Here is a 22,752-nt window from a genome sequence, read left to right as displayed (position 1 = left end):
GGACCGGAACGGTCAGGACCGCCCCGGCACCGCGATCCCGTGCTCGTAGGCGAAGACGACGGCCTGGATGCGGTCGCGGACGCGCAGCTTCATCAGGATCTTGGACACGTGGGTCTTCACGGTGGCCTCGCCGACGTAGAGCTCGGCGGCGATCTCGGCGTTGGACGAGCCGCGGGCCAGGTGCACGAGCACCTCGCGCTCGCGGTCGGTGAGCTCCTCGATGCCGGGGTGGACCTCGGCGCGGGCCGGCGCCGTCGCGAAGCGCTCGAGCACGCGGCGCGTCACGTCGGGTGCGAGCATCGCGTCGCCGCGGGCCACGACCTGCACGGCCTCGACCAGCTCCTCCGGCGACGCGTTCTTCAGCAGGAAGCCGCTCGCGCCGGAGGACAGCGCCTCGAAGAGGTAGTCGTCGCGGTCGAAGGTGGTCAGGATGAGGACGCTGGAGCACAGCCGCGGATCCTTGACGATCTCGCGGGTAGCGGCCAGGCCGTCCATCCCGGGCATCTGCACGTCCATGCAGATGACGTCCGGGCACAGGTCGGAGGCCCGCTCGATCGCCTCGATCCCGGTGCGGGCCTCGCCGACGACGACGATCCCGGGCTCGGACTCGAGGATGGTGCGGAAGCCGGCGCGGACGAGCTCCTGGTCGTCGACCAGCAGCACCCGGACATCGGCCGTCATGCGCGCCCCCCGCTCGCTCGCTCCCGGCGCCCCCACGACACCTCGGACGACGCTACCGGCTCTCCGGACCCCGCGCGGACGCTCGTCAGAGGGACGCGGGCACGCACCAGGTAGCCGGAGCCGCTCGGGCCGGTCTCGACCGTGCCGCCGACGACCGCGGCGCGCTCGCTCATGCCGGTGTGCCCGAGCCCGCAGGACGTCGCGGCGACGGGATGCGCGCCCTCGCCGCCGTCGTCGGAGACCTCGAGCTCGACCGCGTCGTCGAGGTAGCGCAGCCGCACCTCGGCGGTGGCGCCGCGGCCGGCGTGCTTGCGCACATTGGTGAGCGACTCCTGCGCGATCCGGTAGAGGCTGAGACCGACCGTCGCCGGGATGTCCCGGGGTTCGCCGACGGTGAGGAACACGGCGGGCAGACCGGAGCCGGCCGCGGCGAGGACGAGCTCCTCGAGCTGCGCGACCCCCCTGGTCGAGGCGGCGTCGGTGAGCGGGTCGAGGGCCGTGTCCTCAGCGCGGAGGGCGATCAGGATGCGGTGCAGCTCCTCGATCGCCGAGCGCGCATCGCTCTCGATCGCGCTGAGCGCCGTGGCCGCCCGCTCCGGATCGCGCGCGAGCACCCGCCGAGCAGCGCCCGCCTGCACGCCCATCACGCTGACGTGGTGGGCGACGACGTCGTGCAGCTCGCGGGCGATGCGCAGCCGCTCGGACGACACCGCCTGGCGCGAGGAGCGCTCCCGCTCGTCGTCGAGCTCGGCGGTGCGCGCCTCGAGCGCCTCGAGCCGCCGCGCCGACTGCCAGGACGCGTCGCCGAAGACGTAGGCGCTGCCGAAGTAGAGCAGGTTCGCGACGACGGCCAGCGCCGACTCCGCGACGTAGGGCGGGAGCAGCCCGGCCGACTCCTCCGCCGGGAGCGGGCTGCTCACGGGGGCGCCGGTGGCGAGGGTGACGATCAGCCAGCCCAGCATGCCGACGGCGATGACCGTGCGCACGACGAGCGCCAGGCGCCGGTCGCGGCTCCACGCGCCGACCGTGTAGAGGGCGAGGTAGAGGCAGATCTGGTTGAACAGCGACTCCGGCACCTGGAGGATCAGCCCGAGCGCGTAGACAGCGGTGAGCGCGACCGCCACGGTCGACGGGAAGCGCCTGCGGAGGGCGAGCGGGAGGGTCATCGCGAGCGCCCAGAGCGTGCTCACGGCGGGGTGCGCGGCGTCCGTGAAGCCCGCCGAGGCGTAGAGGGCGACGGAGACGAGGGTCGCCACCAGCAGGACGCCGGCGGCGACGGCGTCGCGGACGTAGGCGGAACGGGTCGGCGCTCGCCGAGTCCAGCCCGCATCGAAGGGGTCGGCAGCGACGGCGCCAGGAGGCATGCGCCCCACGCTAACCGACGACGGTCGGGCAGGCTGCCGCCTGAGTCGCCGCATGACGCTCCATTCGAATCGGTCGTGCACGTCCCCATGCTGGTCGAGTAGCCGCCGGAGGCGGCGTATCGAGACCCGGCGTGCTGGGGACGGTGGATCTCGATACGCCCGCTGCGCGGGCTACTCGATCAGCAGGGGCGGGGCCGCTGCGTGGGCTGCTCGATCGGCAGGGGCGGGGCCGCTGCGCGGGCCACTCGATCAGCAGGGGCGGGGCCGCTGTGCGGGCTACTCGATCGGCATGATGGTGCCCGCTGCGCGGCCCGCCCGCGCGGTCAGTCGCGCCCGGTGATGCCCGCGGTCGACGCGATCACGTCGCCCATCTTCTTGCCGAGGGCCTCGTAGAACATCGAGAGCGGGAACTCGTCGTCCAGCACCGCGTCGGTCAGCCCGCGCGGAGCGCCGAGGAGCACCTCGTCCGGCAGCCCGCGCGCCCAGGCGGAGGCGGGGTGCGGCGTCACGGTCGCCGCGACCAGCGCGTAGGCGGCGAGCCAGTGCGCGGTCTTCGGCCGGTCGATCGAGCGCCAGTAGAGCTCGTCGATGGCGTCCGAGAGCGCGACGACGACGTCCGCGACGCTGTCCCACTCGAAGGCGAGCCGGGTGTCGGTCCAGTGCAGCACGCCGTGCTGGTGCAGCCAGGCGAAGAGCAGCTGGCCGCCGAGCCCGTCGTAGTTGCGCACCCGCGAGCCGGTCAGCGGGAAGCGGAACAGCCGGTCGAAGAGGATGGCGTACTGGACCGTGCGCGCCCGCGCCGCGAGCGCCTCCTCCTCGCCGTCGCGGTGCTCCTGGCCGGCCAGGCGCCGCTCGATCGCGACGGACTCGCGGAAGGCGGTCAGATCGCAGCGCAGCTCCTCGAGGGAGTAGAGGAAGAACGGCATCCGCTGCTTGATCATGAACGGGTCGAACGGCAGGTCGCCGCGCATGTGAGTGCGGTCGTGGATGAGGTCCCACATCACGAAGGCCTCCTCCGCGGTGTGCTGGTCCTCGAGCATCCGGCGGGCGTCCTCCGGCAGCTCGAGCCGCGTGATCTCCGCGGCGGCGGAGACGACGCGGCGGAAGCGCGCGGCCTCGCGGTCGGCGAAGATCGCGCCCCAGGTGAAGGCGGGGACGGCGCGCATCGCGACGGTCTCGGGGAAGAGCACGGCGCTGTCGGTGTCGTAGCCGGCGGTGAAGTCGACGAAGCGCACGGGCACGAACAGCGCGTTCGAGTAGTCCCCCGCCTCGAGCTCGGCGACGAAGCGCGGCCAGACGACCTCGACGAGCACCGCCTCGACGTGGCGGTCGCGGCTGCCGTTCTGCGTGAGCATCGGGAAGACGACCAGGTGGCGCAGTCCGTCGATCCGGTCGAGCTGCGGCTGGAACGCCTGCAGCGAGTCGAGGAAGTCCGGGACGCCGAGGCCCTCGGCGCTCCAGCGCTCGAAGTCGACGACGAGCGCCTCGAGGTAGGCGGCGTCGTGCGGGAAGGCGGGCGCGAGGGTGCGGATCGCGTCGACGAGGCGGTCGATCTCGGCGCGGGCGTCGTCCAGGCGGTCCGGGTCGGCCAGCGAGCCGTCCTGCGCCTGAAGCGGCTGCAGTGCGGTGGCCGCGGCCTTGAGGCGGAGCCAGGCGCCGGAGGTCTCGATGCGGTCCTCGACGACCTCGGGTTCTCCGACGACGGTGCTCTGCACGAATTGCGACATGGTGATCCTCCTCACGCTCGTATAACCGGGTGGTTCGGGCCGGATCCGGCCCATCCCCGAGCGTATGGGCCGCGGCGCGCGCTTTTCTTGCGTGGGCCCGGAGCGAATCCGCGAGGTCGGCGATCACGGCGCACGACTCCGCCGAAACGGCCCTCTCTGCGCGGATCGACGGGGGAATCGGCGCGCGATATCAGGCCGCGACCAGCCTTTTCGCAGGTAGCACCCCCCGTCCGGGGCTAGATTCGCAAGGTTCCTGCCAAGGCTCCTCCAAGGGGTCGAAGATAGGGCGGACATCTCGGCTGCACACACCCGGCGGCCATCCGATCGACCTGCGACTCCGAACACCTGGCGGAGCGGCAGGGCGTCGGTCCACCTTCAAGAGGAAGGATCGGATCGCGTGACGGGACCCGAACCCGGAAGCGACCACAGAACAGTCAGCATCGATCAGCACTCCGAGACCCTCCGCCTCCTGCCCTGGCCGCAGGCGGACGTCACCGCACTCCGCAGCGATCTCGCGGAGTCCGGAGAGCGTCTCGAGACGGAAGACGAGTTCCTCGACCGGCACGACCGCTACCTGCGCGGTTGGGCCGAGGGGAGCGGATTCTTCTACGCGATCGAGCTCGACGGGCACTGCGTCGGCTCCATCGGCTATTGGTACGGCCACTCGCGTGGCGCGCTCGCCTACGAGACGGGCTGGAGCATCGCTCCCGCTGCCCGTGATCGCGGCGTCGTGGCGCGCTCGGTGCGCCTGCTCCTCGAGGAGGCCGCGGCGTTCCCACTGCCGCGCTTCGTGCACGCGTACGTCCCCGCGGACGACGCCGAGGACAGCGCGATCTGCGTCGAGGCCGGCTTCGACCGCGTCGACGTCGTGGAGGCCGGCGACCCGCCCGTCCTCTACGCCGACTGGGCGTTCGACCTCGCCGACGTCGCGTAGTCTCGGCCCACCATGCTGATCGAGTAGCCCGCACAGCGGGTGTATCGAGATCCACCCTCCTGCAGGGCGTGGGGTCTCGATACGCGCTGCGCGCTACTCGACCAGCATGATGGCGCGCTGTCGCGCCCGTTCCCTGCGCGCTCCGCGACCACATTGCGCGCTGGCGCGCCCGTTCCCTGCGCGCTGCGCAACCAGCAGGTGTGCGGGGATGTTCACGCTTCTCCGCCGCAGTGGGCCCGTCCATGCTGATCGAGTAGCCCGCGCAGCGGGCGTATCGAGATCCACCAGCGTCGGACGTCGAGTCTGCAGAGCCGGCGTGCTGAAGTCGGTGGGTCTCCATACGCCCCTGCGGGGCTGCTCGACCAGCATGAGTGTGCGCCGTCGTGGGCGCGTCCGCCGTCGCGGCTCGTGTCAGAGGCCGTGGGTCGCCAGCCAGGGGCGGAGGACCGCGAGGAACTCGTCGGGCCGCTCGACGCTGGGGAGGTGGGCCGCGTCATCGAAGACTTTGGCGTCGGCGCCCGGCACGGTCGCCGAGAGGAAGGCGTGCACGGGGAGCGACTCGGAGACGTCGTGCGCGCCGACCATCGCCAGCGTGGGCACGGCGATGTCGACGACGCGGTCGTAGGCGGGCGGCTCGATCGCGGTCGGCCGCGGCTTCTCGCCCTCGTGGCCGGCGCGGCCGCGGGCGAGTTCGCGCACGGTCTCGACGAACGCGGGATCGAGCGAGGCGGGGTCGCGGTCGGGGCCGAACGCCCACAGCTCCGCCTCCATCCGCGCGACGCGCTCGTGGTCGCCAGCGGTCAGCACCGCGTCGATCTCGTCGAAGCGGCGGTCCTCCTCCTCGGTGAGGTCCGGGTAGGGGAAGCCGCCGACGCCGGGGGCGATCAGTACCAGGCCGGTGACGCGGTCGGGGTGCTCGAGCGTCAGGTCGAGGACGAGCGAGCCGCCGCGGGAGCAGCCGATCACCGTCGCGCGCTCGACGCCGAGGTGCTCGAGCACGTCGAGGGCGTCCTGCCGCGGGTCGAACTCGACGTCGTCCGTCCGGGTCTCGCCGAAGCCGCGGGTGTCGTAGCGGATGACCAGGTGGTCCTCCGCGAGCGCGGGGACGACCGGGTCCCACATCCGCAGATCGGTGATGCCCGCGTGCACGAGCAGGAGGGCGGGGGCGGAGGCGGGGCCGTCCGCCTCCCAGTGCAGGGTCGCTCCGGGGACCTCGAGATGCGGCATGCGCCCACCGTAGGCCCGGCCTCGCGACGGGGCAACGGGCGGCGCCTCCTAGGCTGGACGCGGTGCGCCGACCCGCGCCGACGATCCCAGCCCGCGAGCCGCCCGGCTCCGCCGACGAGACGGAGGACGCCGTGGAGGGAGTGCTCACCGGGTTCGCGATCATCGGGACGGTCATCGCGGTCGGCTACCTGATCGCCCGGTTCGGCCTGGTGCCGCCCGAGGGTCGCGCCGTCCTCACCCGCATCGCCTTCTTCGTCACGACGCCGGCGCTGCTGTTCACGGTGCTCGCCCGCGCCGACGTGACGGTGCTGTTCTCCTCCTTCCTCCTGGTGTCGCTGATCACGGTCGCGATCGTGGCGGTCCTCTATCTGGTCGCGTCGCGGCTGTTCTTCCGCCGGCCCGTGCCGGAGACGGTGATCGGCACCGCTGCCTCCTCCTACGTGAACGCCAACAACATCGGCCTGCCGGTCGCGATCTACGTGCTCGGCGATCCGCAGTGGGTCGCGCCGACGCTGCTCCTCCAGCTGCTGCTGCTCGCGCCGACGATCCTCACCGTGCTCGACGTCTCGACGAGCGGGCGCGCCTCCGTCACGGGCATCCTCACTCAGCCGCTGCGGAACCCGATGATCATCGCCTCGGCGCTCGGCCTGGTCGTCTCCGTCACCGGGGTGCAGCTGCCGGCACCGCTGCTCGAGCCGTTCTCGATCATCGGCAACGCGTCGATCCCGCTCGTGCTGATGGCGTTCGGGATGTCGCTGCGCGGGCAGCGGCCGCTGGAGCCGGGGCCCGGGCGGATCGAGGTCGCCGTCGCCTCGCTGCTCAAGACGCTGGTGATGCCCGCGACCGCCTATCTGCTCGGCCGCTTCGCCTTCGCGCTCGACGCGGAGCACCTCTTCGCGGTGACCGTGACGGCGGCGCTGCCGACCGCGCAGAACATCTTCAACTTCGCCTCCCGCTACGACCGCGGCGTCGCCGTGGCGCGCGACACGGCCCTGGTGACCACCGTCACGGCGGTGCCCGTGCTCATCGCCGTGTCCCTCCTCCTGGGTTGACGACGGCGCGGATCGACCGCCGTGCGCGGGCGGGCGTCGCTTAGGCTCTCTCGAATGAGCACCACGACGACCTCCTCTCGCCGCGCCTCCGGCACCCCTCGCCGCAGCAGACGGGGCCTCTGGATCACCCTGACCGTCCTGCTGGTCCTCGTGATCGGCGCGGTCGTCGCCGCCTTCCTCGCGGTGCAGACCTACGAGAAGGCGATGACGGTGCGCGCCAAGCTCACCTCCGCCATCCCGCTGGTCTCCCAGGTCGCCGACCAGCTCACCGGCTTCGACACGGCGGGAGCGGAGTCGACCGCCGGCCAGATCGCCACCCTCACCGGCGAGGCGCGCGACGAGACCGACGACCCGGTGTGGCGGGTGATGGAGATCGTGCCGTTCCTCGGCCCGAACCTCTCCGCCGTGCGCGCCGCGACCGAGATCGCCGACGACGTCTCGGGCAAGATCGTCACCCCGCTCTCCTCCACCTCGCTCGACGTCCTCAAGCCGGTCGACGGCAAGGTCGACATCGCCGCGATCACCGCCCTCTCCGACAAGATCACCGTCGCCAAGGGCGTCGTCGACGAGGCGCAGGCCCGCGTCGAGGGGATCGACCGGGGCGCGCTCGTGCCGCAGGTCGCGTCCGCGCTCGACGCGTTCGCCCCGCAGCTCGAGACGGCGACCAGTGCGATGGACCAGGTCCAGCCGATCACCGCGATCCTCCCCGACGCCCTGGGCGCCAGCGGACCGCGCAGCTACCTCGTGCTCTTCCAGAACCTCGCCGAGGCGCAGGCCCTGGGCGGCGGCGCCTCCTCGGTGATGCAGCTGAACGTGGACGGCGGCGCGATCACGGTGGGGACGCAGCAGTCGAGCCAGGACTTCCGCGGGCTGCAGCCGGTCACGGTCGACCAGAGCGCGCTCGACACCTTCGGCGGCAACCTCGCGACCACGTTCAACGTGTCGACCAGCCGCCCCGACTTCCCGACCGCGTCCTCGATCGCGACGCAGTTCTGGGCGCAGAAGTTCCCGGAGCAGAAGATCGACGGCGTGCTCGCGATCGACCCGATGGCGCTGCAGTACCTGCTCGCCTCCACCGGCCCGGTGACGCTCACCGACGGCACCGAGCTGACCAGCGAGAACACGGTCTCGACGCTGCTCAACAAGGTCTACTTCCGCTACTCGGACGCCACGGTCGCCGACGCGACCGACGCGTTCTTCTCGGAGGCCAGCGCCACCGTCCTCGGCAAGATCCTCGGCGGCGACATGGAGCCGTCGAAGATGCTCCCGGCCGTGGTGAAGGCCGTCGGCGAGAGCCGGATCCTCGCCTACAGCACCGATCCGGAGGAGCAGGCTCTGCTGGCGCCGACCCCGATCGCGGGCGTCCTGCCGACGGACAACGACGACACCTCGACCACGGGCGTGTTCTTCCAGGACGCGTCGGTCGGCTCGAAGATGGACTACTACCTCGACACCGCGGTGACCCAGTCGAGCACGAACCGCTGCGCCGCCGGCGGCACCAGCTTCTCGACGCAGGTGACGCTGACCAACACCATCACCGAGAAGGTCGCGCGCACGCTGCCCAAGTACGTGGCGGCGAACGGCGGGAACCGCTTCCCGCTCGGCGACTTCGTCACCAACGTCTACGTCTACGGCCCTCCCGGCACGACGACCTCGCAGGCGCAGGCGTCCTGGTCCGACCCGCTCGGTGAGGCGGCCCGGATCTTCGACCCGACCGACGACCTCGGCCGGCCGGTCGCGCGCGTCTCGGTGCAGCTCGCTCCCGGCGAGTCCACGACGGTGACGATCGGCTTCACCGCCGCGGACCCCGCCGCGACCTTCGGCGAGCAGGCCGTCCGGGTCACCCCGATGATCAACAAGACCGAGGTGACGCTCGCCGACGACCCGACCTGCGCCGGCTGAGAGCGGGGCGGCCGGTGGACGGCCGCTCCGCTCAGGCCAGCGCGGAGCCGGGGATCGAGCTGGTGACGAGCCAGGACGCGAGGAACGCGGTGCCGACGCAGAGCACGAAGGCGACGATCGGGATCCAGAACACCCGGCGGCCGACGAGGTAGCGGATGATCGTCACGCCCACGGCGATCAGCGTCAGGATCGGCGGGCCGATCAGGGCGAGCGAGACGCCCCAGTCGATCCGGTCGTAGTCGCAGGCGATGTTCTGCCCCTCGCACTGGCCGGGGAAGACGGCGAGGATCGCGGCGAGGTAGCCGAGCACCACGCAGAGCAGCCCGAGCGCGAGGCAGCCGAGGATCGAGAGCACCAGGTCCCAGCGGCGGCGCAGCGGCTTCCCGGCGGCGAAGGTCTCGCGGACGGAGCGGTAGGCGTCGGCGCGGAGCTCGTCGTGCGCGCGGGCCACGGCGGGGCGGCTCGCGGCGGCGCGCTGGGCGGTGGAGGAGCGCTGTGTCGTGGAGGGGCGCTGGGCGCTCGAGGGCTGCTCGGCGCGGGCGCGCTTCTTCTTCGAGGACGCCACGGTCAGAAGATCATCGGGCGGTCGTCGTCGAGCGAGGTGTCGAGGTCGAGATCGACCACCACGGGGACGTGGTCGCTCGGGGCGTCGCCCTTGCGCTCGTTCCGGTGGATGGAGGCGCCGGTCACCAGGTCGCCGAAGGCGCGCGAGCCGAGCACGAAGTCGATCCGCAGGCCCTCGTTGCGCGGGAAGCGCAGCTGCTTGTAGTCCCAGTAGGTGTAGCCCTCGGGGACGAGCGGGCGCACGACGTCGTGCAGGCCGGCGGCGGTGAAGGCCTCGAAGGCCGCGCGCTCCTCGGGGGAGACGTGGGTGGAGCCGGGGCCGAGCGTCGGGTCGCCGACGTCGCTGTCGAGCGGGGCGACGTTCCAGTCGCCGACCAGCGCGAGCGGCAGGTCGGGCTCGGCCGCGAGCCAGGCGCGGGTACTCGCCTCGAGGGCCGCGAACCACTCGAGCTTGTAGTGCCAGTGCGGGTCGCCGACCGCGCGGCCGTTGGGGACGTAGAGGCTCCAGACCCGCACGCCGTCGACGGTCGCGCCGATCGCGCGCGCTTCGAGCGGGAAGGAGCCGTCCGCCGCGGGCTCCTTGGCGAAGCCGGGCATCCCGGGGAACCCGACCTGGACTTCCTCCATCGGCAGGCGGGAGGCGATGCCGACGCCGTTCCACTGGCTGAGGCCGACCATCTCGACGTGGTAGCCCGCCTGGGCGAAGGCCTCGTGCGGGAACTGCTCGGGCTTGCACTTGAGCTCCTGCATGGCGAGCACGTCGACGTCCTCGCGCACGAGCCAGTCGACGACGCGGCCGGTGCGGGCCCGGATGGAGTTCACGTTCCAGGTGGCGATGCGCATTCCGGAAGTCTAGGAGCCGCCGCCGACAGCTTCCCCGCACGGGGGCCGGGCGCGCGCGGTCTCCTCCTGCCGACCGATTGCGGAACCGGTGTCGGTGGTCGATGGTTGTCTTGCGCCGTCCCTGAAGCGGCCGCTCCTCCGCGCCGCTCGGCCCGAGCCCCGAAGCTCCGACCGTCCCCGTGCTCGGCCGATCCGCCTCTCGTTGATCCGGCCGCCCTCTCCCGCCCCGCCCCGACCGGAGGACCCATGATCCTGCTCCGTCTCGCGTCCTCGTACGCGAAGCCCTACTCCCGGTCGATCGCGGCGGTCGTGGTGCTCCAGCTGATCGCGACCCTCGCGGCGCTCTACCTGCCGAGCCTCAACGCCGAGATCATCGACCAGGGCATCGGCCAGGGGGACACCGACTTCATCTGGGCCACCGGCATGACGATGCTCATGGTCTGCCTGGTCCAGGTCGCCGCGGCGATCGGCGGCGTCTACTTCGGTGCGCGCACCGCGATGGCCGTCGGCCGCGACCTGCGCCGCGACGTCTACCGCCGGGTCGACTCGCTGAGCGGGCTCGAGGTCGGCCGCTTCGGCACCGCCACCCTGATCACCCGCGGCACGAACGACGTGCAGCAGGTGCAGATGCTCGTGCTGATGACGCTCAACTTCATGGTCTCGACGCCGATCATGTGCATCGGCGGGATCGTCTTCGCCCTGCGCGAGGACGCCGGGCTCTCCTGGCTGGTCTGGGTCTCGGTGCCCGTGCTCTTCGTCGTCGTCGGCGTGCTGGTCTTCCTGCTGCTGCCGCTGTTCCGCCTGATGCAGGACCGCATCGACGGGATCAACGGGGTGCTGCGCGAGCAGATCACCGGCATCCGCGTGGTCCGCGCCTTCGTCCGCGAGCCCTTCGAGTCGGAGCGCTACCGCCGCTCGAACGAGGCGATCACCGAGGTGTCGATCAAGGTCGGCAACATCTTCGTGCTGATGTTCCCGGCGATCATGATGATCCTGCACCTCGCCACGGCCGCCGTGCTCTGGTTCGGCGGGCACCGGGTCGACGCGGGTCAGATGCAGATCGGCTCGCTGACCGCGTTCCTCCAGTACCTGCTGCAGATCCTCACCGCCGTGATGATGGGCGTCTTCATGGTGATGATGATCCCGCGCGCCGTGGTCTGCTCCGAGCGCATCCAGGAGGTCCTCGACACCCGGACCAGCCTCACCACGCCGACCGGCGGCGTCGAGGCGCCGACCGGCGGCCGCGTCGAGTTCTCCGGCGTGGTCTTCGGCTACCCGGGCGCCGAGCGCCCCGTGCTCTCGCAGCTCGATCTCGTCGCCGAGCCGGGCCGGACGACGGCCATCGTCGGCTCGACCGGTGCGGGCAAGACGACGCTGCTCGGCCTCGTGCCGCGGCTGTTCGACCCGCAGGAGGGCTCGGTCGCCATCGACGGCGTGCCCGTCTCCTCGCTCGACCGCGCGCAGCTCGCGAAGGTCGTCGGGCTCGTCCCGCAGCGGCCCTACCTCTTCTCGGGCACCATCGCCTCCAACCTCCGCTTCGGCCGGCCCGACGCGACCGACGCGGAGCTCTGGGAGGCGCTGCGCATCGCCCAGGGCGAGGACTTCGTCCGGGCGAAGGAGCGCGGGCTCGACGAGCCGGTCTCGCAGGGCGGCACCAACGTCTCCGGCGGGCAGCGGCAGCGGCTCTGCATCGCGCGGGCGCTCGTCGCGAAGCCGCGCGTCTACCTCTTCGACGACTCGTTCTCGGCACTCGACGTCGCGACCGACGCGCGCCTGCGCGAGTCCCTCGCCGAGGCGACCACCGACGCGACCGTGATCATCGTCGCCCAGCGCGTGTCGACGATCCGGAACGCCGACCAGATCGTCGTGCTCGACGCGGGCCGCATCGTCGGCCGCGGCACGCACGACGAGCTCCTCGAGACGAACGCGACCTACCGCGAGATCGTCGAATCCCAGCTGAGCGTGGAAGGGGTGGCCTGAGATGGCACGCGCACGCGACACCGAGGCCCAGACGGCGCCGGTCGCCGAGTCCTCCGAGCTCGAGCCCGAGTTCGAGCCCGGCGAGGGCGACGGCGGCATGTTCGGCGACGGCCCGCCCGCCCGGAAGGCGCAGAACTTCTGGCCCTCCGCCAAGCGGCTGTTCAGCCTGCTCGGCCCCGAGCGCGCCCGGATGATCCTGGTCGTCGCGCTCGTGTCCGCGTCGGTCGTCCTCACCGTCATCGCGCCGAAGATCCTCGGCCAGGCGATGGACACCATCTTTAACGGCGTCATCGGCTCGCAGCTGCCGGCCGGCGTCCCGCTCGAGCAGATCATCGAGCAGCAGCGGGCCGAGGGCAACGGCACCTTCGCCGACATGCTCTCCAAGACCGCGATCGTGCCCGGCGAGGGCATCGACTTCACCGTCCTCGGGCGCCTGATCATCATCGTGCTGCTGATGTACGTCGTCGCGTCGGTGCTGATGTGGGCCCAGGGCTACATCCTCAACGGCCTCGTGATGAGGGTCGTCTTCGGCCTGCGCCAGGACATCGAGGCGAAGATCAACCGCCTCCCGCTGCGCTACTTCGACACCCGGCAGCGCGGCGACGTGATGTCGCGGGTGACCAACGACGTGGACAACATCCAGACGGCGCTGCAGCAGGCGTTCTCGCAGCTCGTGCAGTCGGTGCTCACCATCATCGGGATCGCCGTGATGATGTTCATCGTCTCCTGGCAGCTCGCGCTGATCGCGCTGGTCTCGATCCCGCTGTCCGCCGTGATCGCCGGCGTCATCGGCGCCCGCTCGCAGAAGCTCTTCGCCGCGCAGTGGAAGAACACCGGCGCGCTGAACGGCCACATCGAGGAGACCTTCTCCGGCCTCGAGATCGTCCGCACCTTCGGCCGCGACCGCGAGATGCTCGAGGAGTTCGACCGCCGGAACGACGCGCTCTACTCGGCCTCGTTCGGCGCCCAGTTCGTCTCGGGCATGATCATGCCGGCGATGACCTTCGTGTCCTACCTCTCCTACGTGCTGATCGCCGTCGTCGGCGGGCTCCGGGTCGCCTCGGGTCAGCTGACCCTCGGCGACGCGACCGCGTTCATCCAGTACTCGCGCGAGTTCACCCAGCCGGTGACCCAGCTCGCGAGCATGGCGAACATGCTGCAGTCGGGCGTCGCCTCGGCCGAGCGCACCTTCGAGCTGCTCGACGCCGACGAGCAGGAGCCGGAGACCGCGGTCGACTCGCTGCCCGAGCGCACCGACGGCCACGTCGAGTTCCAGGACGTCTCCTTCTCCTACGACCCGGAGCAGCCGCTGATCGAGGGACTGACCTTCTCGGCCCAGCCGGGCCAGACGGTCGCGATCGTCGGTCCGACCGGCGCCGGCAAGACCACGCTGGTCAACCTGGTGATGCGCTTCTACGAGCTCACGGGCGGGCGGATCCTGCTCGACGGCGTCGACATCACCCGGATCGGCCGCGGCGACCTGCGCTCGCGGGTCGGCATGGTGCTCCAGGACGCCTGGCTGTTCCAGGGCACGATCCGCGAGAACATCCGCTACGGCCGCCTCGACGCGACCGACGAGGAGATCGTCGACGCCGCCCGGGCGACGATGGTCGACCGCTTCGTGCAGCAGCTCCCCGACGGCTACGACACGGTGCTCGACGCCGAGGGCGGCAGCGTCTCGGCCGGTGAGCGCCAGCTGATCACGATCGCCCGCGCGTTCCTCGCCAACCCGTCGCTGCTCATCCTCGACGAGGCGACCTCCTCGGTCGACACCCGCACCGAGCTGCTCGTCCAGCACGCGATGGCGGCGCTGCGCACCGACCGCACCTCGTTCGTCATCGCGCACCGCCTCTCCACGATCCGGGACGCCGACACGATCCTGGTGATGGAGGCCGGCCGCATCGTCGAGCAGGGCGCTCACGAGGCGCTGCTCCAGCGCCGCGGCGCGTACTACGACCTCTACATGACCCAGTTCCGCGGGGGAGCCGAGGAGGGACAGGGCGAGAAGGCCGGTGCGACGCGCGCGGGCGGGGCCGAGTCCGCGCCGTAGGCGTGCCCCGTAGAGTAGGCGCGTGACCGACGCACGCCAGCAGCTCATCGAGTACATCGGCTCCGACGCCGTCTTCCACGGGGACTTCACCCTGACGAGCGGCAAGAAGGCGAGCTACTACGTCGACCTGCGGCGCGTCAGCCTGGACCACCGGGTCGCCCCGCTCATCGGCGACGTCATGCTCGACCTCATCGCCCCGATCGAGCGGGTCGACGCCGTCGGCGGTCTGACGATGGGCGCCGACCCGATCGCGTCCGCGATCCTGCACCGCGGCGTCCTCCGCGGACTCGAGTACGACGCCTTCGTCGTGCGCAAGGCACCCAAGGACCACGGCCGCGGCCGCCAGGTCGAGGGCCCGGACCTCGCCGGCAAGCGCGTCGTCGTCGTCGAGGACACCTCCACCACCGGCGGCTCCCCGCTCGCTGCGATCGAGGCCCTGCTGAAGGTCGGCGCCGAGATCGCCGGAGTCGCCGTCGTCGTCGACCGCGCGACCGGGGCCCGCGAGATCATCGAGGGCGCCGGCTACCCCTACTTCGCCGCGATCGGGCTGGCCGACCTCGGGCTGAGCTGATGGTGGACGACGACGGCCGCGAGCGCGGCGACCAGCCTGACGGCGGGCGCGACGAGCAGCCCGAGCCCGAGCGCCGCGCCGGCGGCAGCGAGTGGCTCCTCGAGCAGCTGAGCGGCGGCCGCCTGAAGAGCATCTTCGACGCCCCGCGCAGCCCTGCGCCCGAGGCCGCACCCGAGCCTGCGCCCGCGACCGAGGCGGCGCCCGCCAAGGAGGAGCAGCCCACGGAGACGCAGGACCCGACCGAGGCCGGGCAGCCCGCGGAGACGCGAAACTCCACCGAGGTGGAGCAGCCTGCCGAGGTGGGGCGCGCCATCGACGCTGAGCGGTCCGTCGCGGGCGAGCAGTCCGTCGTCGAGCAGTCGGTCGTCGAGCAGTCGGCGGACGTCGAGCGCCGCGCCGGGTCCGAACCGGCCGTCAGCATCGAGCAGGCCGACGGGACCGAGCGGGCCGATGAGGCCGAGCAGGCCGGCCCGATCGAGCAGGCCGGTGAGACCGAGCAGGACGGCCCGTTCGAGCGCCCCGTCGCTGCCGAGCAGTCCGTCGAGGACGAGCGCCCCGTCGAGGACGAGCGCCCCGTCGAGGACGAGCGCCCCGTCGCTGCCGAGCGTCCCGTCGATTCCGAGCAGCGCGTCGATTCCGAGCAGCGCTTCGATTCCGAGCAGCGGGTCGATCCCGAGCAGCAGGCCGACGTCGAGCAGCCGGTCGATGCCGTGCGGCCCGTCGAGCCCGAGCCCGGCTCCGCTCCTGAGACCGTCGTCCAGCCGGACCCCGCCCCCGCACCGCCGACCACGGACGCGGCGCCCGCGGAGGACGACGCGCAGACGCCCGTGGAGCCCGCGTCCGATCCGGAGGCCGACGCCGCCTCCGCGCGCCGCGACATCTGGGCCGCCTTCACCGCTCCCCGGTCGAGGCCCGCAGCGGACGACTCGACCACCGCGGAGTCCGCTCCCGAGCGACCGGTCACGCCCTCGCCGCGCTTCCCGCTCGGCCCGGTGCTCCCGCAGTCGCCGGCCGCCCCGGGCCCCGTCGCGGCTCCCGCGCCGGAGTCGCCCGTCGCGCAGGCCGAGCCCGCGCCCGCCGCGCCCGTCCTGCCCGCGGCACCGCCGGTCGACGATCTGCCGACCGCGCCCCCGGCGCTCCGCGAGCGAGGGCGCCGCTCCGAGGCGCGCCGCGACCGACCCGAGGGTGCGACCGAGCCCGAGCCGCGCGAGCCCGCGGCGCCCAGCGTGTACCAGTGGCCCGACCCCCGCGGCGGCTGGGACGAGCCGCCGGTGTGGGAGGACGTCGTCGCCCCGCGCGACGAGCCCGAGGACGACGGCGGCGACGAGGAGCTCTGGCGCGAGACCGCCGGCGCCTACGCCTGGAACCTCGAGCCGGACGACGACGGCACCGCCTCCGGCGAGCCGACCGGCGAGGCGACCACCGATGCGGAGGGGACGTCCGGCGAGGACGAGTCCGCCGCCCCGGCCGTCGCGCCGTTCAGCACTCCCGCTCGCGCGCACGTCAACGCCGCCAAGCGCTCGACCCGCAAGCCCCGCGCCGAGAAGCCCCGCGCCGAGAAGCCCGCGAAGTCACCGGCCCCCGCTCCCGTCCCCTCCGTCACGAGCGTCGGCGCGCCCGGCCCCGACCGCGCCCGAAGCCGGCGGCGCCTGCTGATCGGCCTGATCGCCGTCGGCGTCGTGCTCCTGCTCGGCGCGATCCTCGCCATCGGGATCGCCGTCGGCTCGAACGGCGACCAGGAGGCCGCGCCGGCCCCGGCCGCGACGACCGCCGCTCCGTCCGAGCCGAGTGCGACGCCCACCGCCGCCCTGCCCACCGTCGGCCCGCTGCCGGCCGGCAGCTACGCCTGGACGGCGCTGCTGGGCGGGGAGTGCCTCCAGCCGTTCGACACGGTCTGGGCCGAGCAGTTCACGGTCGTCGACTGCGCCACCGCCCACACCGGCGAGATGGTCGCGACCGGTGAGCTGACCGACGCGACCTTCCCGGGCCAGGACGCGCTGGCCGTCTCGGTCTCCTCGCTCTGCCAGGCGCAGGGCGTCGTCGACATCGCGGGTGCCGAGGCGTACGGCGACGTGCAGGTGTCCGCCTCCTACCCCGTGACCCAGGAGCAGTGGGACGCCGGCGAGCGCAGCTACTACTGCTTCGTCGACCGCGCCGGCGGCGGCGACATGCTCGGCTCGGTCGACGGCACCCCGTCGGCCTAGGCCGGGCGGCGCGACACGTGGACGAGGCCGGGCCCTCCGCCTCCCCCGAGGCGACGACGAACGGCGTGGGGCCGTGGGTCGGTCCGCGACCCGACGACGACCGCCTCGATCCCGAGCTGCTCGAGCGCGGTGATTCCCGCAACGTGATCGACCGCTTCCGCTATTGGCGGATGGACGCGATCGTCGCCGAGCTCGACGCGTCGCGGCACCCCTTCCACGTCGCCATCGAGAACTGGCAGCACGACATGAACATCGGCTCGATCGTGCGCAGCGCCAATGCGTTCGGCGCCGAGAGCGTGCACATCGTCGGGCGCCGGCGCTGGAACAAGCGCGGCGCGATGGTCACCGACCGCTACCAGCACGTGCAGCACCACGAGACCGTCGCCGACCTCGCCCGCTGGGCCGAGGCGGAGGACGTCCCGCTGCTCGCGATCGACAACGTGCCCGGCTGCGTGCCGATCGAGACGTTCGCGCTGCCGGAGCGCTGCGTGCTGCTGTTCGGGCAGGAGGGGCCGGGCCTCTCGGAGGAGGCGATCGCCGCCTCCGTCGCCGTGCTCGAGATCTCGCAGTTCGGCTCGACCCGCTCGATCAACGCCTCGGCCGCCGCCGCCGTGGCGATGCACGCCTGGATCCTCCAGCACGTCCGCTTCTGAGCAGCCGGGCGCCCCCTTCCCCCTCCCACTCTCCAAGAGTTGCGGTACTCGCGCTCGACTACCGCGACTTCGGAGGAGTCGGAGTGGGCGACTACCGCAGCTTCTGGAGTGTCGGCAGGTCGGGGGTGAGGAGCGGCGGGCCGGGGCGGCGGTCAGAGGATCTGGTCGTCCGGCGGGAACTCGGTCTCGTACGGGTCGGTCGAGAGCAGCTCGTGCACGCCGGTCAGCACCTCGTCGGGGCGGAACGGGTAGCGGTCCATCTCGGCGCGGTCGCTGATGCCGGTGAGGACGAGGACGGTGTGCAGGCCGGCCTCGATGCCGGCGACGATGTCGGTGTCCATCCGGTCGCCGATCATGCCGGTGTTCTCGCTGTGCGCGCCGATCTTGTTCATCGCCGAGCGGAACATCATCGGGTTCGGCTTGCCGACCACGTACGGGTCCTTGCCGGTGGCCTTCGTGATCAGGGCGGCGATCGCGCCCGTCGCGGGCATGACGCCCTCGGCGCTCGGGCCGGTCGCGTCGGGGTTGGTCACGATGAAGCGGGCGCCCCCGACGATCAGGCGGATCGCCTTCGTGATCGCCTCGAAGCTGTAGTTGCGGGTCTCGCCGACGACGACGTAGTCCGGCGCGGTCTCGGTCATGATGAAGCCCGCCTCGTGCAGGGCCGTGGTGATGCCGGCCTCGCCGATCACGAAGGCGCTGCCACCCGGCATCTGCGAGGCGCAGAAGTCGGCGGTCGCGAGGGCGCTCGTCCAGATCCGCTCCTCGGGCACGTGCAGCCCCGACGCCCGCAACCGCGCCGCGAGATCGCGCGGGGTGAAGATCGAGTTGTTCGTGAGCACCAGGAACGGGGTGCCCGCGTCCGTCCACTCCTGGATGAGCTCGGGCGCGCCGGGGAGCGCCTGGTTCTCGTGCACCAGCACGCCGTCCATGTCCGTGAGCCAGGCCTCGACCTCGCTGCGCTTCGTCGCCATGGGGTCGATGCTATCGGCGCAGCCCGGACGGGGGAGTCGACGGGCTGCCCCGGAGGGGCACAGCGGGAGCGGGTTACCCTGAGGACATGAATGGCGAGAACCTGCTGGGCCCCGAACCGACCCTCCTCCCGGACGAGCCCGCGATCACCGCGGCCCTCGCCAAGCACGCGAACCCGGGAGCCGTCGAGTTCGCCGCGCTCGCGGCGGCCCACCCGCGCTCACCGCTGGCCTGGGCTCTCCTCGCGGACAGCGTGTGGGGGATCGACGCGGCGCTGCCGTCCTACGCCTACGCGCGCGTCGGCTATCACCGCGGCCTCGACCTGCTCCGCACCGCCGGCTGGCGCGGCCAGGGCCCCATCCCGTGGCGCCACGGTCCCAACCGCGGCTTCCTGCTCTCCCTCTACGCCCTCCGCCGCGCCGCCGAGTCGATCGGCGAGACCGACGAGGTCGCGCGCCTCACCGGCTTCCTCGAGCAGGCCGACCCCGCCGCGATCCCCGAGATCGAGCGCTACCACGAGGACGCGCTGCCCCCCACGGCCGCCATCGTCATCCTCGGCGCGGACTGATCGCCGCCCGGCCGCGGCGCTCGCGGCGTTGTCGTCGGTCGCCGTAGCTCCGCTACGCCTCCCTCCTCCGCCTTGCGATCACCGCGACCGGACGACGATCAGGCTGAGGCGGTGCAGGATTGCCGTCCCCGCCGCATGCTGGTCGAGTAGCCCCGCAGGGGCGTATCGAGACCCACCGTCGTTCGGTGGGTGGATCTCGATACGCCCGCTGCGCGGGCTACGAGATCAGCATGAAGCGGGGCCCTCTTCGCGGGCCGCTCGACGCGGCAGAAGTGTGCCCGCTGTGCGGGCTCCTCGGCTGGGTGTTCGGTCAGCGGGACGAGTGCGTCGCCGCAGGGGCGGCGCGGCGGCGGAGGAGCAGGACCGTCGCGAGGGTCAGCAGGGCGCCCAGCGCCGCCGCGCCGGCGGTGACCAGGAAGCCGGACTGCGGGCCGAGGGCCTCGACGGCCAGGCCGCTCAGGGTGGAGCCGGCGGTGGCGCCGAGGGCGATGCCGGTCGGCGGCCAGGCGAGGGCTTCGGTGAGGCGGCTGCGCGGGGCGATCGACTCGACGAGGCTCGAGCCGGTGATCAGCAGCGGCGACGTCGCGAGGCCGGCGACGAAGGCCAGCGCGATCAGCACGGGCAGCGACCCGGCGAGCACGAGCACCGGCACCACCACTCCGAAGACGGCGCCCGCCACCAGGAACCTCGAGCGCGGACCGCCGGGCAGGCGCGCGGCACCCACGACCACCCCGGTGAGCACGCTGCCGATGCTGTACGCCGAGAGCAGCAGCCCCGAGGCGGCTCCCGCCCCGGACGCCTCCGCGGTCGCGATCGCCGCGACGTTGAACGAGCCGAAGACCCCGCCGATGGTCGCGAAGACCGCCACGATGCCGACGAGACCGAGCGGCAGCCGCTCCCGCGCGGGCGACGCGGCCGAGCGCACCGGAGCGAGCGCCGGCTGCGTCCCCGTCTGCACGAGCAGCGCGACACCGCCGGCCACGCCGATCCCGAGGCCGACCAGGACGCCGGCCGCCGGGTGCACGAGCGAGGCCAGCAGGGTGACGATCGGCGGCGCGACCACGAAGGCCGCCTCGTCCGCCACCGACTCGACCGAGTACGCGGTGTGCCGCAGCCCCGGGTCCGAGGTCGCGGCGCTCCAGCGCGAGCGGACGGCCGAGCCGACGTCGAGGACGGCCGCGCCGGCGAGGATCCCGAGCGCGAACCAGGTCCAGACGGGAGCGCCCAGCAGCACGGCGGCGACGAGCCCGAGCGAGGCGGCGACGAGGACCGGGAGCGACAGGGCGAGCGCCCGGCGCTGCCCCCAGCGGTCCATCACCCGCGACCAGAGCGGCCCGGTCACGGCGAGGGCGAGGGTCAGCGCGCCGGAGACCGCGCCGCCGAGCGCGTAGCTGCCCGACTGCGCAGACACGAGGACGAGCACCCCGATCGCGAGGCTGCCCTTGGGGAAGCGGCCGAGCCAGCCGGCCGAGGAGAAGGCGAGCGACCCCGGGAGGGCGAACGCCCGCGCGTAACTCCCGGTCGCACGGCTCAGAGCGGAGGTCGAGGTGGTCGTGGGGTCTGGCATGGTCGGATCCGATTCCGGTCGTTCCGACGGCGGAGACTGCTCCACTGGCTGGACGGACGACAGGACGAGCCTACGCGGGCGGCACCTCTGCGGGCATGATGGACGCATGGACACCGCCGCGCTCGAGTCCTTCCTCGCCGACCTGCCGGGCGCAGGCGCGAGCTTCCCCTTCGGCCCGGAGACGCGGGTGTGGAAGGTCGAGGGCAAGGTCTTCGCGCTCGAGATGGAGCGGTTCGGCCGGCCCGTCGTCAGCGTCAAAGCGCTGCCCGAGAACGTCGTGCACCTCGTCGCGGGCGTCGACGGCATCGAGCCCGGCTACCACCTCAACAAGAAGCACTGGGTGACCGTCGACGCGGGCGGCCGGGTCGAGGAGGGCCTCGTCCAGGAGCTGCTCGCGGAGTCGCACGCGATCATCGTCGCGAAGCTGCCGCGCCGCCTCCGCCTCGCCCTCGACGGCACCGCCACCGGCTCCCTCAGCGAGGACGCCTGACCCGAGCCCGGCCCTCCCCGCGAGATGCCACTTGTGACGGACTTTCGCGGCGTGTCGCGCGCACAAGTGGCATCTCGCGGGGGAGGACCGGGCTCGCAGAGACCTACAGGCCGTAGGAGCGGAGGTAGGCGGCGGTGTCGTGCCAGCCCTCGACGGCGAAGGTCTCGACGCCCATCGCCTTGACGGGGTAGTCGTTGCCGTCGGGGTCGAGGCGGTCGCCGACGAAGATCATCTCGTCGAGGGGGATGCCGGTGAGCTCGGTGAGCTTGTTCATCCCGTAGGCCTTGTCGATGCCCTTGCGGGTGATGTCGACCGAGGTGGAGCCGCCGGAGCGGACCTCGAGGTCGGGCAGCACGGCCTGGACGGCCTCGCGGAGGGTGTTCTTCTTCTCGCCGGTCGGGTCCCAGGCCTGCTTCACCGGCACCGGAGCGGCCTGGCCGAGCGCGGAGAAGGTGATCTGCGAGTCACGGTCCTCGAGGATCGGGCCCCAGGTCTCGGACTCCCAGTAGCCGAGCTCCTTGGCCTTCTCCTCGACGGCGGCGAGCGCGCGGGACTTCTCGTCGTCGGTGAGGTTCTCGGCGTAGATCTGCGCCCAGTCGCCGTTCTCGTAGCGGTAGTACTGCGTGCCGCAGGTGGGCATCAGGTGCAGCTTCGCCAGCACGGCGGGGTCGGCGCCCTCGAGGCGGTCGAGCACCTGCATCCGGAACTGGCCGATCTGGCCGCCGGAGATGATGCACACCTCCGTCGCCTGCAGCAGCTTGACGAAGAGGTCGGCCATCACCGGGTCCACGGGGGACTTCGAGGCGGCGAGGGTGTCGTCGAGGTCGAAGGCCATCAGGCGGGGCAGGGTGCTCATGGAACTCGTTTCACGGTCTGCGGACAGGGCGGTAATGACGGGGTGGCGCGGCGCGCGCGGTATCGAGGATACGGGGCGGTGCAGCCGGAGCGCGGGAACCGCGGGCGCAGACTGGGGCGATGAGCCTCCCGCGCACGATCGCCCGCATCCTCCTGGGCCTCGTGCTCGTGTTCGCGGGGACGGGGCACCTGACCTTCGCGCGGCGGTCCTTCCAGGCGCAGGTTCCGCCGTGGCTGCCGTTCGATGCGGACTTCGTCGTCCTGGCATCCGGTGTCGTCGAGATCGCGCTCGGGCTCGCGCTCCTGCTGCTGCGGCGCCGGCGGGTGCTGGTGGGGATCGTCGTCGCCGCCTTCTTCGTCGCGGTGTTCCCCGGGAACGTCTCGCAGCTCGTCACCCGGACTCCGGCCTTCGGCCTCGAGACCGACGCTGCCCGGGCGATCCGGCTGGTCTTCCAGCCGCTGCTCGTGCTCTGGGCGCTGTGGTCGACGGGCGTGCTCGCCGCCTGGAACGCGAGACGGCGCCGCCCTCGGGAATGAGGGCGGCGCCG

The 22,752-nt window shown here is 72.5% G+C and carries 20 protein-coding genes; 11 read left to right on the top strand and 9 right to left on the bottom strand.

Annotated elements, in window-relative coordinates:
- Nucleotides 1-12 precede the first annotated feature (12 nt).
- The 3 genes from MT350_RS00400 to MT350_RS00390 all read right to left on the bottom strand — a co-directional run bounded on the left by MT350_RS00400 (nucleotide 13) and on the right by MT350_RS00390 (nucleotide 3,772).
- Nucleotides 13-681 carry a response regulator transcription factor gene (locus tag MT350_RS00400; RefSeq protein WP_123706238.1) on the bottom strand — a complete coding sequence of 223 codons (669 nt, stop codon included), beginning with the start codon at nucleotides 679-681 and terminating at the stop codon, nucleotides 13-15.
- A complete protein-coding gene (locus tag MT350_RS00395) occupies nucleotides 678-2,045 on the bottom strand; it encodes a sensor histidine kinase (RefSeq protein ID WP_243599351.1) in 1,368 nt (455 codons plus the stop codon). The genes MT350_RS00400 and MT350_RS00395 overlap by 4 nt, the downstream gene beginning before the upstream one ends.
- 323 nt (nucleotides 2,046-2,368) lie before the next feature.
- Nucleotides 2,369-3,772, bottom strand: coding sequence for a DUF6421 family protein (locus MT350_RS00390; protein ID WP_243599350.1), 1,404 nt, complete (start codon nucleotides 3,770-3,772; stop codon nucleotides 2,369-2,371).
- 397 nt (nucleotides 3,773-4,169) lie between these two features.
- On the opposite strand from MT350_RS00390, the gene MT350_RS00385 reads away from it, so the two are divergent.
- Entirely contained in the window at nucleotides 4,170-4,706 is a 537-nt protein-coding gene (locus MT350_RS00385; protein WP_159421751.1) for a GNAT family N-acetyltransferase, read from the top strand.
- A 411-nt stretch (nucleotides 4,707-5,117) separates the two neighbouring features.
- Here MT350_RS00385 and MT350_RS00380 read toward each other — a convergent pair whose 3' ends face one another.
- Nucleotides 5,118-5,933 carry an alpha/beta fold hydrolase gene (locus tag MT350_RS00380; RefSeq protein WP_243599349.1) on the bottom strand — a complete coding sequence of 272 codons (816 nt, stop codon included), beginning with the start codon at nucleotides 5,931-5,933 and terminating at the stop codon, nucleotides 5,118-5,120.
- A gap of 131 nt (nucleotides 5,934-6,064) precedes the next feature.
- Between MT350_RS00380 and MT350_RS00375 the strand changes: the two genes are divergently transcribed.
- Nucleotides 6,065-6,985 (top strand): AEC family transporter, encoded by a 921-nt coding sequence (locus MT350_RS00375; RefSeq protein ID WP_123736312.1) that lies wholly within the window; start codon nucleotides 6,065-6,067, stop codon nucleotides 6,983-6,985.
- 54 nt (nucleotides 6,986-7,039) lie between these two features.
- The gene (locus tag MT350_RS00370; protein WP_132437390.1) at nucleotides 7,040-8,887 is read left to right on the top strand and encodes a DUF4012 domain-containing protein; all 1,848 of its coding nucleotides are present in this window, start codon (nucleotides 7,040-7,042) and stop codon (nucleotides 8,885-8,887) included.
- A gap of 31 nt (nucleotides 8,888-8,918) precedes the next feature.
- Here the strand turns inward: MT350_RS00370 and MT350_RS00365 are convergent, their stop codons facing one another.
- The gene (locus tag MT350_RS00365; RefSeq protein ID WP_243599347.1) at nucleotides 8,919-9,452 is read right to left on the bottom strand and encodes a DUF6264 family protein; all 534 of its coding nucleotides are present in this window, start codon (nucleotides 9,450-9,452) and stop codon (nucleotides 8,919-8,921) included.
- A 2-nt stretch (nucleotides 9,453-9,454) separates the two neighbouring features.
- Nucleotides 9,455-10,294, bottom strand: coding sequence for an exodeoxyribonuclease III (locus MT350_RS00360; protein ID WP_243599346.1), 840 nt, complete (start codon nucleotides 10,292-10,294; stop codon nucleotides 9,455-9,457).
- 246 nt (nucleotides 10,295-10,540) lie between these two features.
- On the opposite strand from MT350_RS00360, the gene MT350_RS00355 reads away from it, so the two are divergent.
- From MT350_RS00355 to MT350_RS00335, 5 genes are read left to right on the top strand one after another with little or no spacing between them, the layout of a single operon-like run.
- The gene (locus MT350_RS00355) at nucleotides 10,541-12,274 is read left to right on the top strand and encodes an ABC transporter ATP-binding protein (RefSeq protein WP_243599345.1); all 1,734 of its coding nucleotides are present in this window, start codon (nucleotides 10,541-10,543) and stop codon (nucleotides 12,272-12,274) included.
- Nucleotide 12,275: 1 nt separating this feature from the next.
- Complete coding sequence (locus tag MT350_RS00350; RefSeq protein WP_279392292.1) at nucleotides 12,276-14,324, top strand: ABC transporter ATP-binding protein; 2,049 nt, start codon at nucleotides 12,276-12,278, stop codon at nucleotides 14,322-14,324.
- Nucleotides 14,325-14,346: 22 nt separating this feature from the next.
- The gene (gene pyrE, locus MT350_RS00345; RefSeq protein WP_123447133.1) at nucleotides 14,347-14,895 is read left to right on the top strand and encodes an orotate phosphoribosyltransferase; all 549 of its coding nucleotides are present in this window, start codon (nucleotides 14,347-14,349) and stop codon (nucleotides 14,893-14,895) included.
- Nucleotides 14,895-17,099 carry a septum formation family protein gene (locus MT350_RS00340; protein ID WP_243599344.1) on the top strand — a complete coding sequence of 735 codons (2,205 nt, stop codon included), beginning with the start codon at nucleotides 14,895-14,897 and terminating at the stop codon, nucleotides 17,097-17,099. The genes pyrE and MT350_RS00340 overlap by 1 nt, the downstream gene beginning before the upstream one ends.
- Before the next feature lie 17 nt (nucleotides 17,100-17,116).
- A complete protein-coding gene (locus MT350_RS00335; protein ID WP_123736245.1) occupies nucleotides 17,117-17,752 on the top strand; it encodes a TrmH family RNA methyltransferase in 636 nt (211 codons plus the stop codon).
- A 152-nt stretch (nucleotides 17,753-17,904) separates the two neighbouring features.
- Here the strand turns inward: MT350_RS00335 and MT350_RS00330 are convergent, their stop codons facing one another.
- Nucleotides 17,905-18,726 (bottom strand): HAD-IIA family hydrolase, encoded by an 822-nt coding sequence (locus tag MT350_RS00330; RefSeq protein ID WP_123447131.1) that lies wholly within the window; start codon nucleotides 18,724-18,726, stop codon nucleotides 17,905-17,907.
- An 86-nt stretch (nucleotides 18,727-18,812) separates the two neighbouring features.
- Here MT350_RS00330 and MT350_RS00325 point away from each other — a divergent pair, with 86 nt between their 5' ends.
- On the top strand, nucleotides 18,813-19,292 hold the full coding sequence (locus MT350_RS00325; protein ID WP_123447130.1) for a DUF3151 domain-containing protein: 480 nt from the start codon (nucleotides 18,813-18,815) through the stop codon (nucleotides 19,290-19,292).
- A 310-nt stretch (nucleotides 19,293-19,602) separates the two neighbouring features.
- Here the strand turns inward: MT350_RS00325 and MT350_RS00320 are convergent, their stop codons facing one another.
- Nucleotides 19,603-20,859 carry an MFS transporter gene (locus MT350_RS00320; RefSeq protein ID WP_243599343.1) on the bottom strand — a complete coding sequence of 419 codons (1,257 nt, stop codon included), beginning with the start codon at nucleotides 20,857-20,859 and terminating at the stop codon, nucleotides 19,603-19,605.
- 106 nt (nucleotides 20,860-20,965) lie between these two features.
- On the opposite strand from MT350_RS00320, the gene MT350_RS00315 reads away from it, so the two are divergent.
- Nucleotides 20,966-21,349: an MmcQ/YjbR family DNA-binding protein gene (locus tag MT350_RS00315; RefSeq protein WP_208110615.1), complete on the top strand. Its 384-nt coding sequence runs from the start codon at nucleotides 20,966-20,968 to the stop codon at nucleotides 21,347-21,349.
- A gap of 103 nt (nucleotides 21,350-21,452) precedes the next feature.
- On the opposite strand, the gene MT350_RS00310 is transcribed toward MT350_RS00315, so the two are convergent.
- Nucleotides 21,453-22,205, bottom strand: coding sequence for an HAD-IIB family hydrolase (locus MT350_RS00310; RefSeq protein ID WP_123447127.1), 753 nt, complete (start codon nucleotides 22,203-22,205; stop codon nucleotides 21,453-21,455).
- 119 nt (nucleotides 22,206-22,324) lie between these two features.
- On the opposite strand from MT350_RS00310, the gene MT350_RS00305 reads away from it, so the two are divergent.
- Entirely contained in the window at nucleotides 22,325-22,741 is a 417-nt protein-coding gene (locus tag MT350_RS00305; RefSeq protein WP_243599342.1) for a hypothetical protein, read from the top strand.
- Nucleotides 22,742-22,752: the final 11 nt, after the last annotated feature.

The sequence above is a fragment of the Rathayibacter sp. VKM Ac-2928 genome (genome assembly GCF_022815545.1).
Taxonomy (GTDB): Bacteria; Actinomycetota; Actinomycetes; order Actinomycetales; family Microbacteriaceae; genus Rathayibacter; species Rathayibacter festucae.
The sequence above is the reverse complement of the archived record's forward strand: the minus strand, read 5'-3'. Positions and strand labels throughout refer to the sequence as shown.

Coding starts and splice junctions, on each gene's coding strand:
- MT350_RS00305 (WP_243599342.1), top strand. CDS start 22,325: ATGAGCCTCCCGCGCACGATCGCCCGCATCCTCCTGGGCCTCGTGCTC.
- MT350_RS00320 (WP_243599343.1), bottom strand. CDS start 20,859: ATGCCAGACCCCACGACCACCTCGACCTCCGCTCTGAGCCGTGCGACC.
- MT350_RS00310 (WP_123447127.1), bottom strand. CDS start 22,205: ATGAGCACCCTGCCCCGCCTGATGGCCTTCGACCTCGACGACACCCTC.
- MT350_RS00380 (WP_243599349.1), bottom strand. CDS start 5,933: ATGCCGCATCTCGAGGTCCCCGGAGCGACCCTGCACTGGGAGGCGGAC.
- MT350_RS00315 (WP_208110615.1), top strand. CDS start 20,966: ATGGACACCGCCGCGCTCGAGTCCTTCCTCGCCGACCTGCCGGGCGCA.
- MT350_RS00330 (WP_123447131.1), bottom strand. CDS start 18,726: ATGGCGACGAAGCGCAGCGAGGTCGAGGCCTGGCTCACGGACATGGAC.
- MT350_RS00350 (WP_279392292.1), top strand. CDS start 12,276: ATGGCACGCGCACGCGACACCGAGGCCCAGACGGCGCCGGTCGCCGAG.
- MT350_RS00355 (WP_243599345.1), top strand. CDS start 10,541: ATGATCCTGCTCCGTCTCGCGTCCTCGTACGCGAAGCCCTACTCCCGG.
- MT350_RS00370 (WP_132437390.1), top strand. CDS start 7,040: ATGAGCACCACGACGACCTCCTCTCGCCGCGCCTCCGGCACCCCTCGC.
- MT350_RS00360 (WP_243599346.1), bottom strand. CDS start 10,294: ATGCGCATCGCCACCTGGAACGTGAACTCCATCCGGGCCCGCACCGGC.
- MT350_RS00340 (WP_243599344.1), top strand. CDS start 14,895: ATGGTGGACGACGACGGCCGCGAGCGCGGCGACCAGCCTGACGGCGGG.
- MT350_RS00325 (WP_123447130.1), top strand. CDS start 18,813: ATGAATGGCGAGAACCTGCTGGGCCCCGAACCGACCCTCCTCCCGGAC.
- MT350_RS00400 (WP_123706238.1), bottom strand. CDS start 681: ATGACGGCCGATGTCCGGGTGCTGCTGGTCGACGACCAGGAGCTCGTC.
- MT350_RS00390 (WP_243599350.1), bottom strand. CDS start 3,772: ATGTCGCAATTCGTGCAGAGCACCGTCGTCGGAGAACCCGAGGTCGTC.
- MT350_RS00395 (WP_243599351.1), bottom strand. CDS start 2,045: ATGCCTCCTGGCGCCGTCGCTGCCGACCCCTTCGATGCGGGCTGGACT.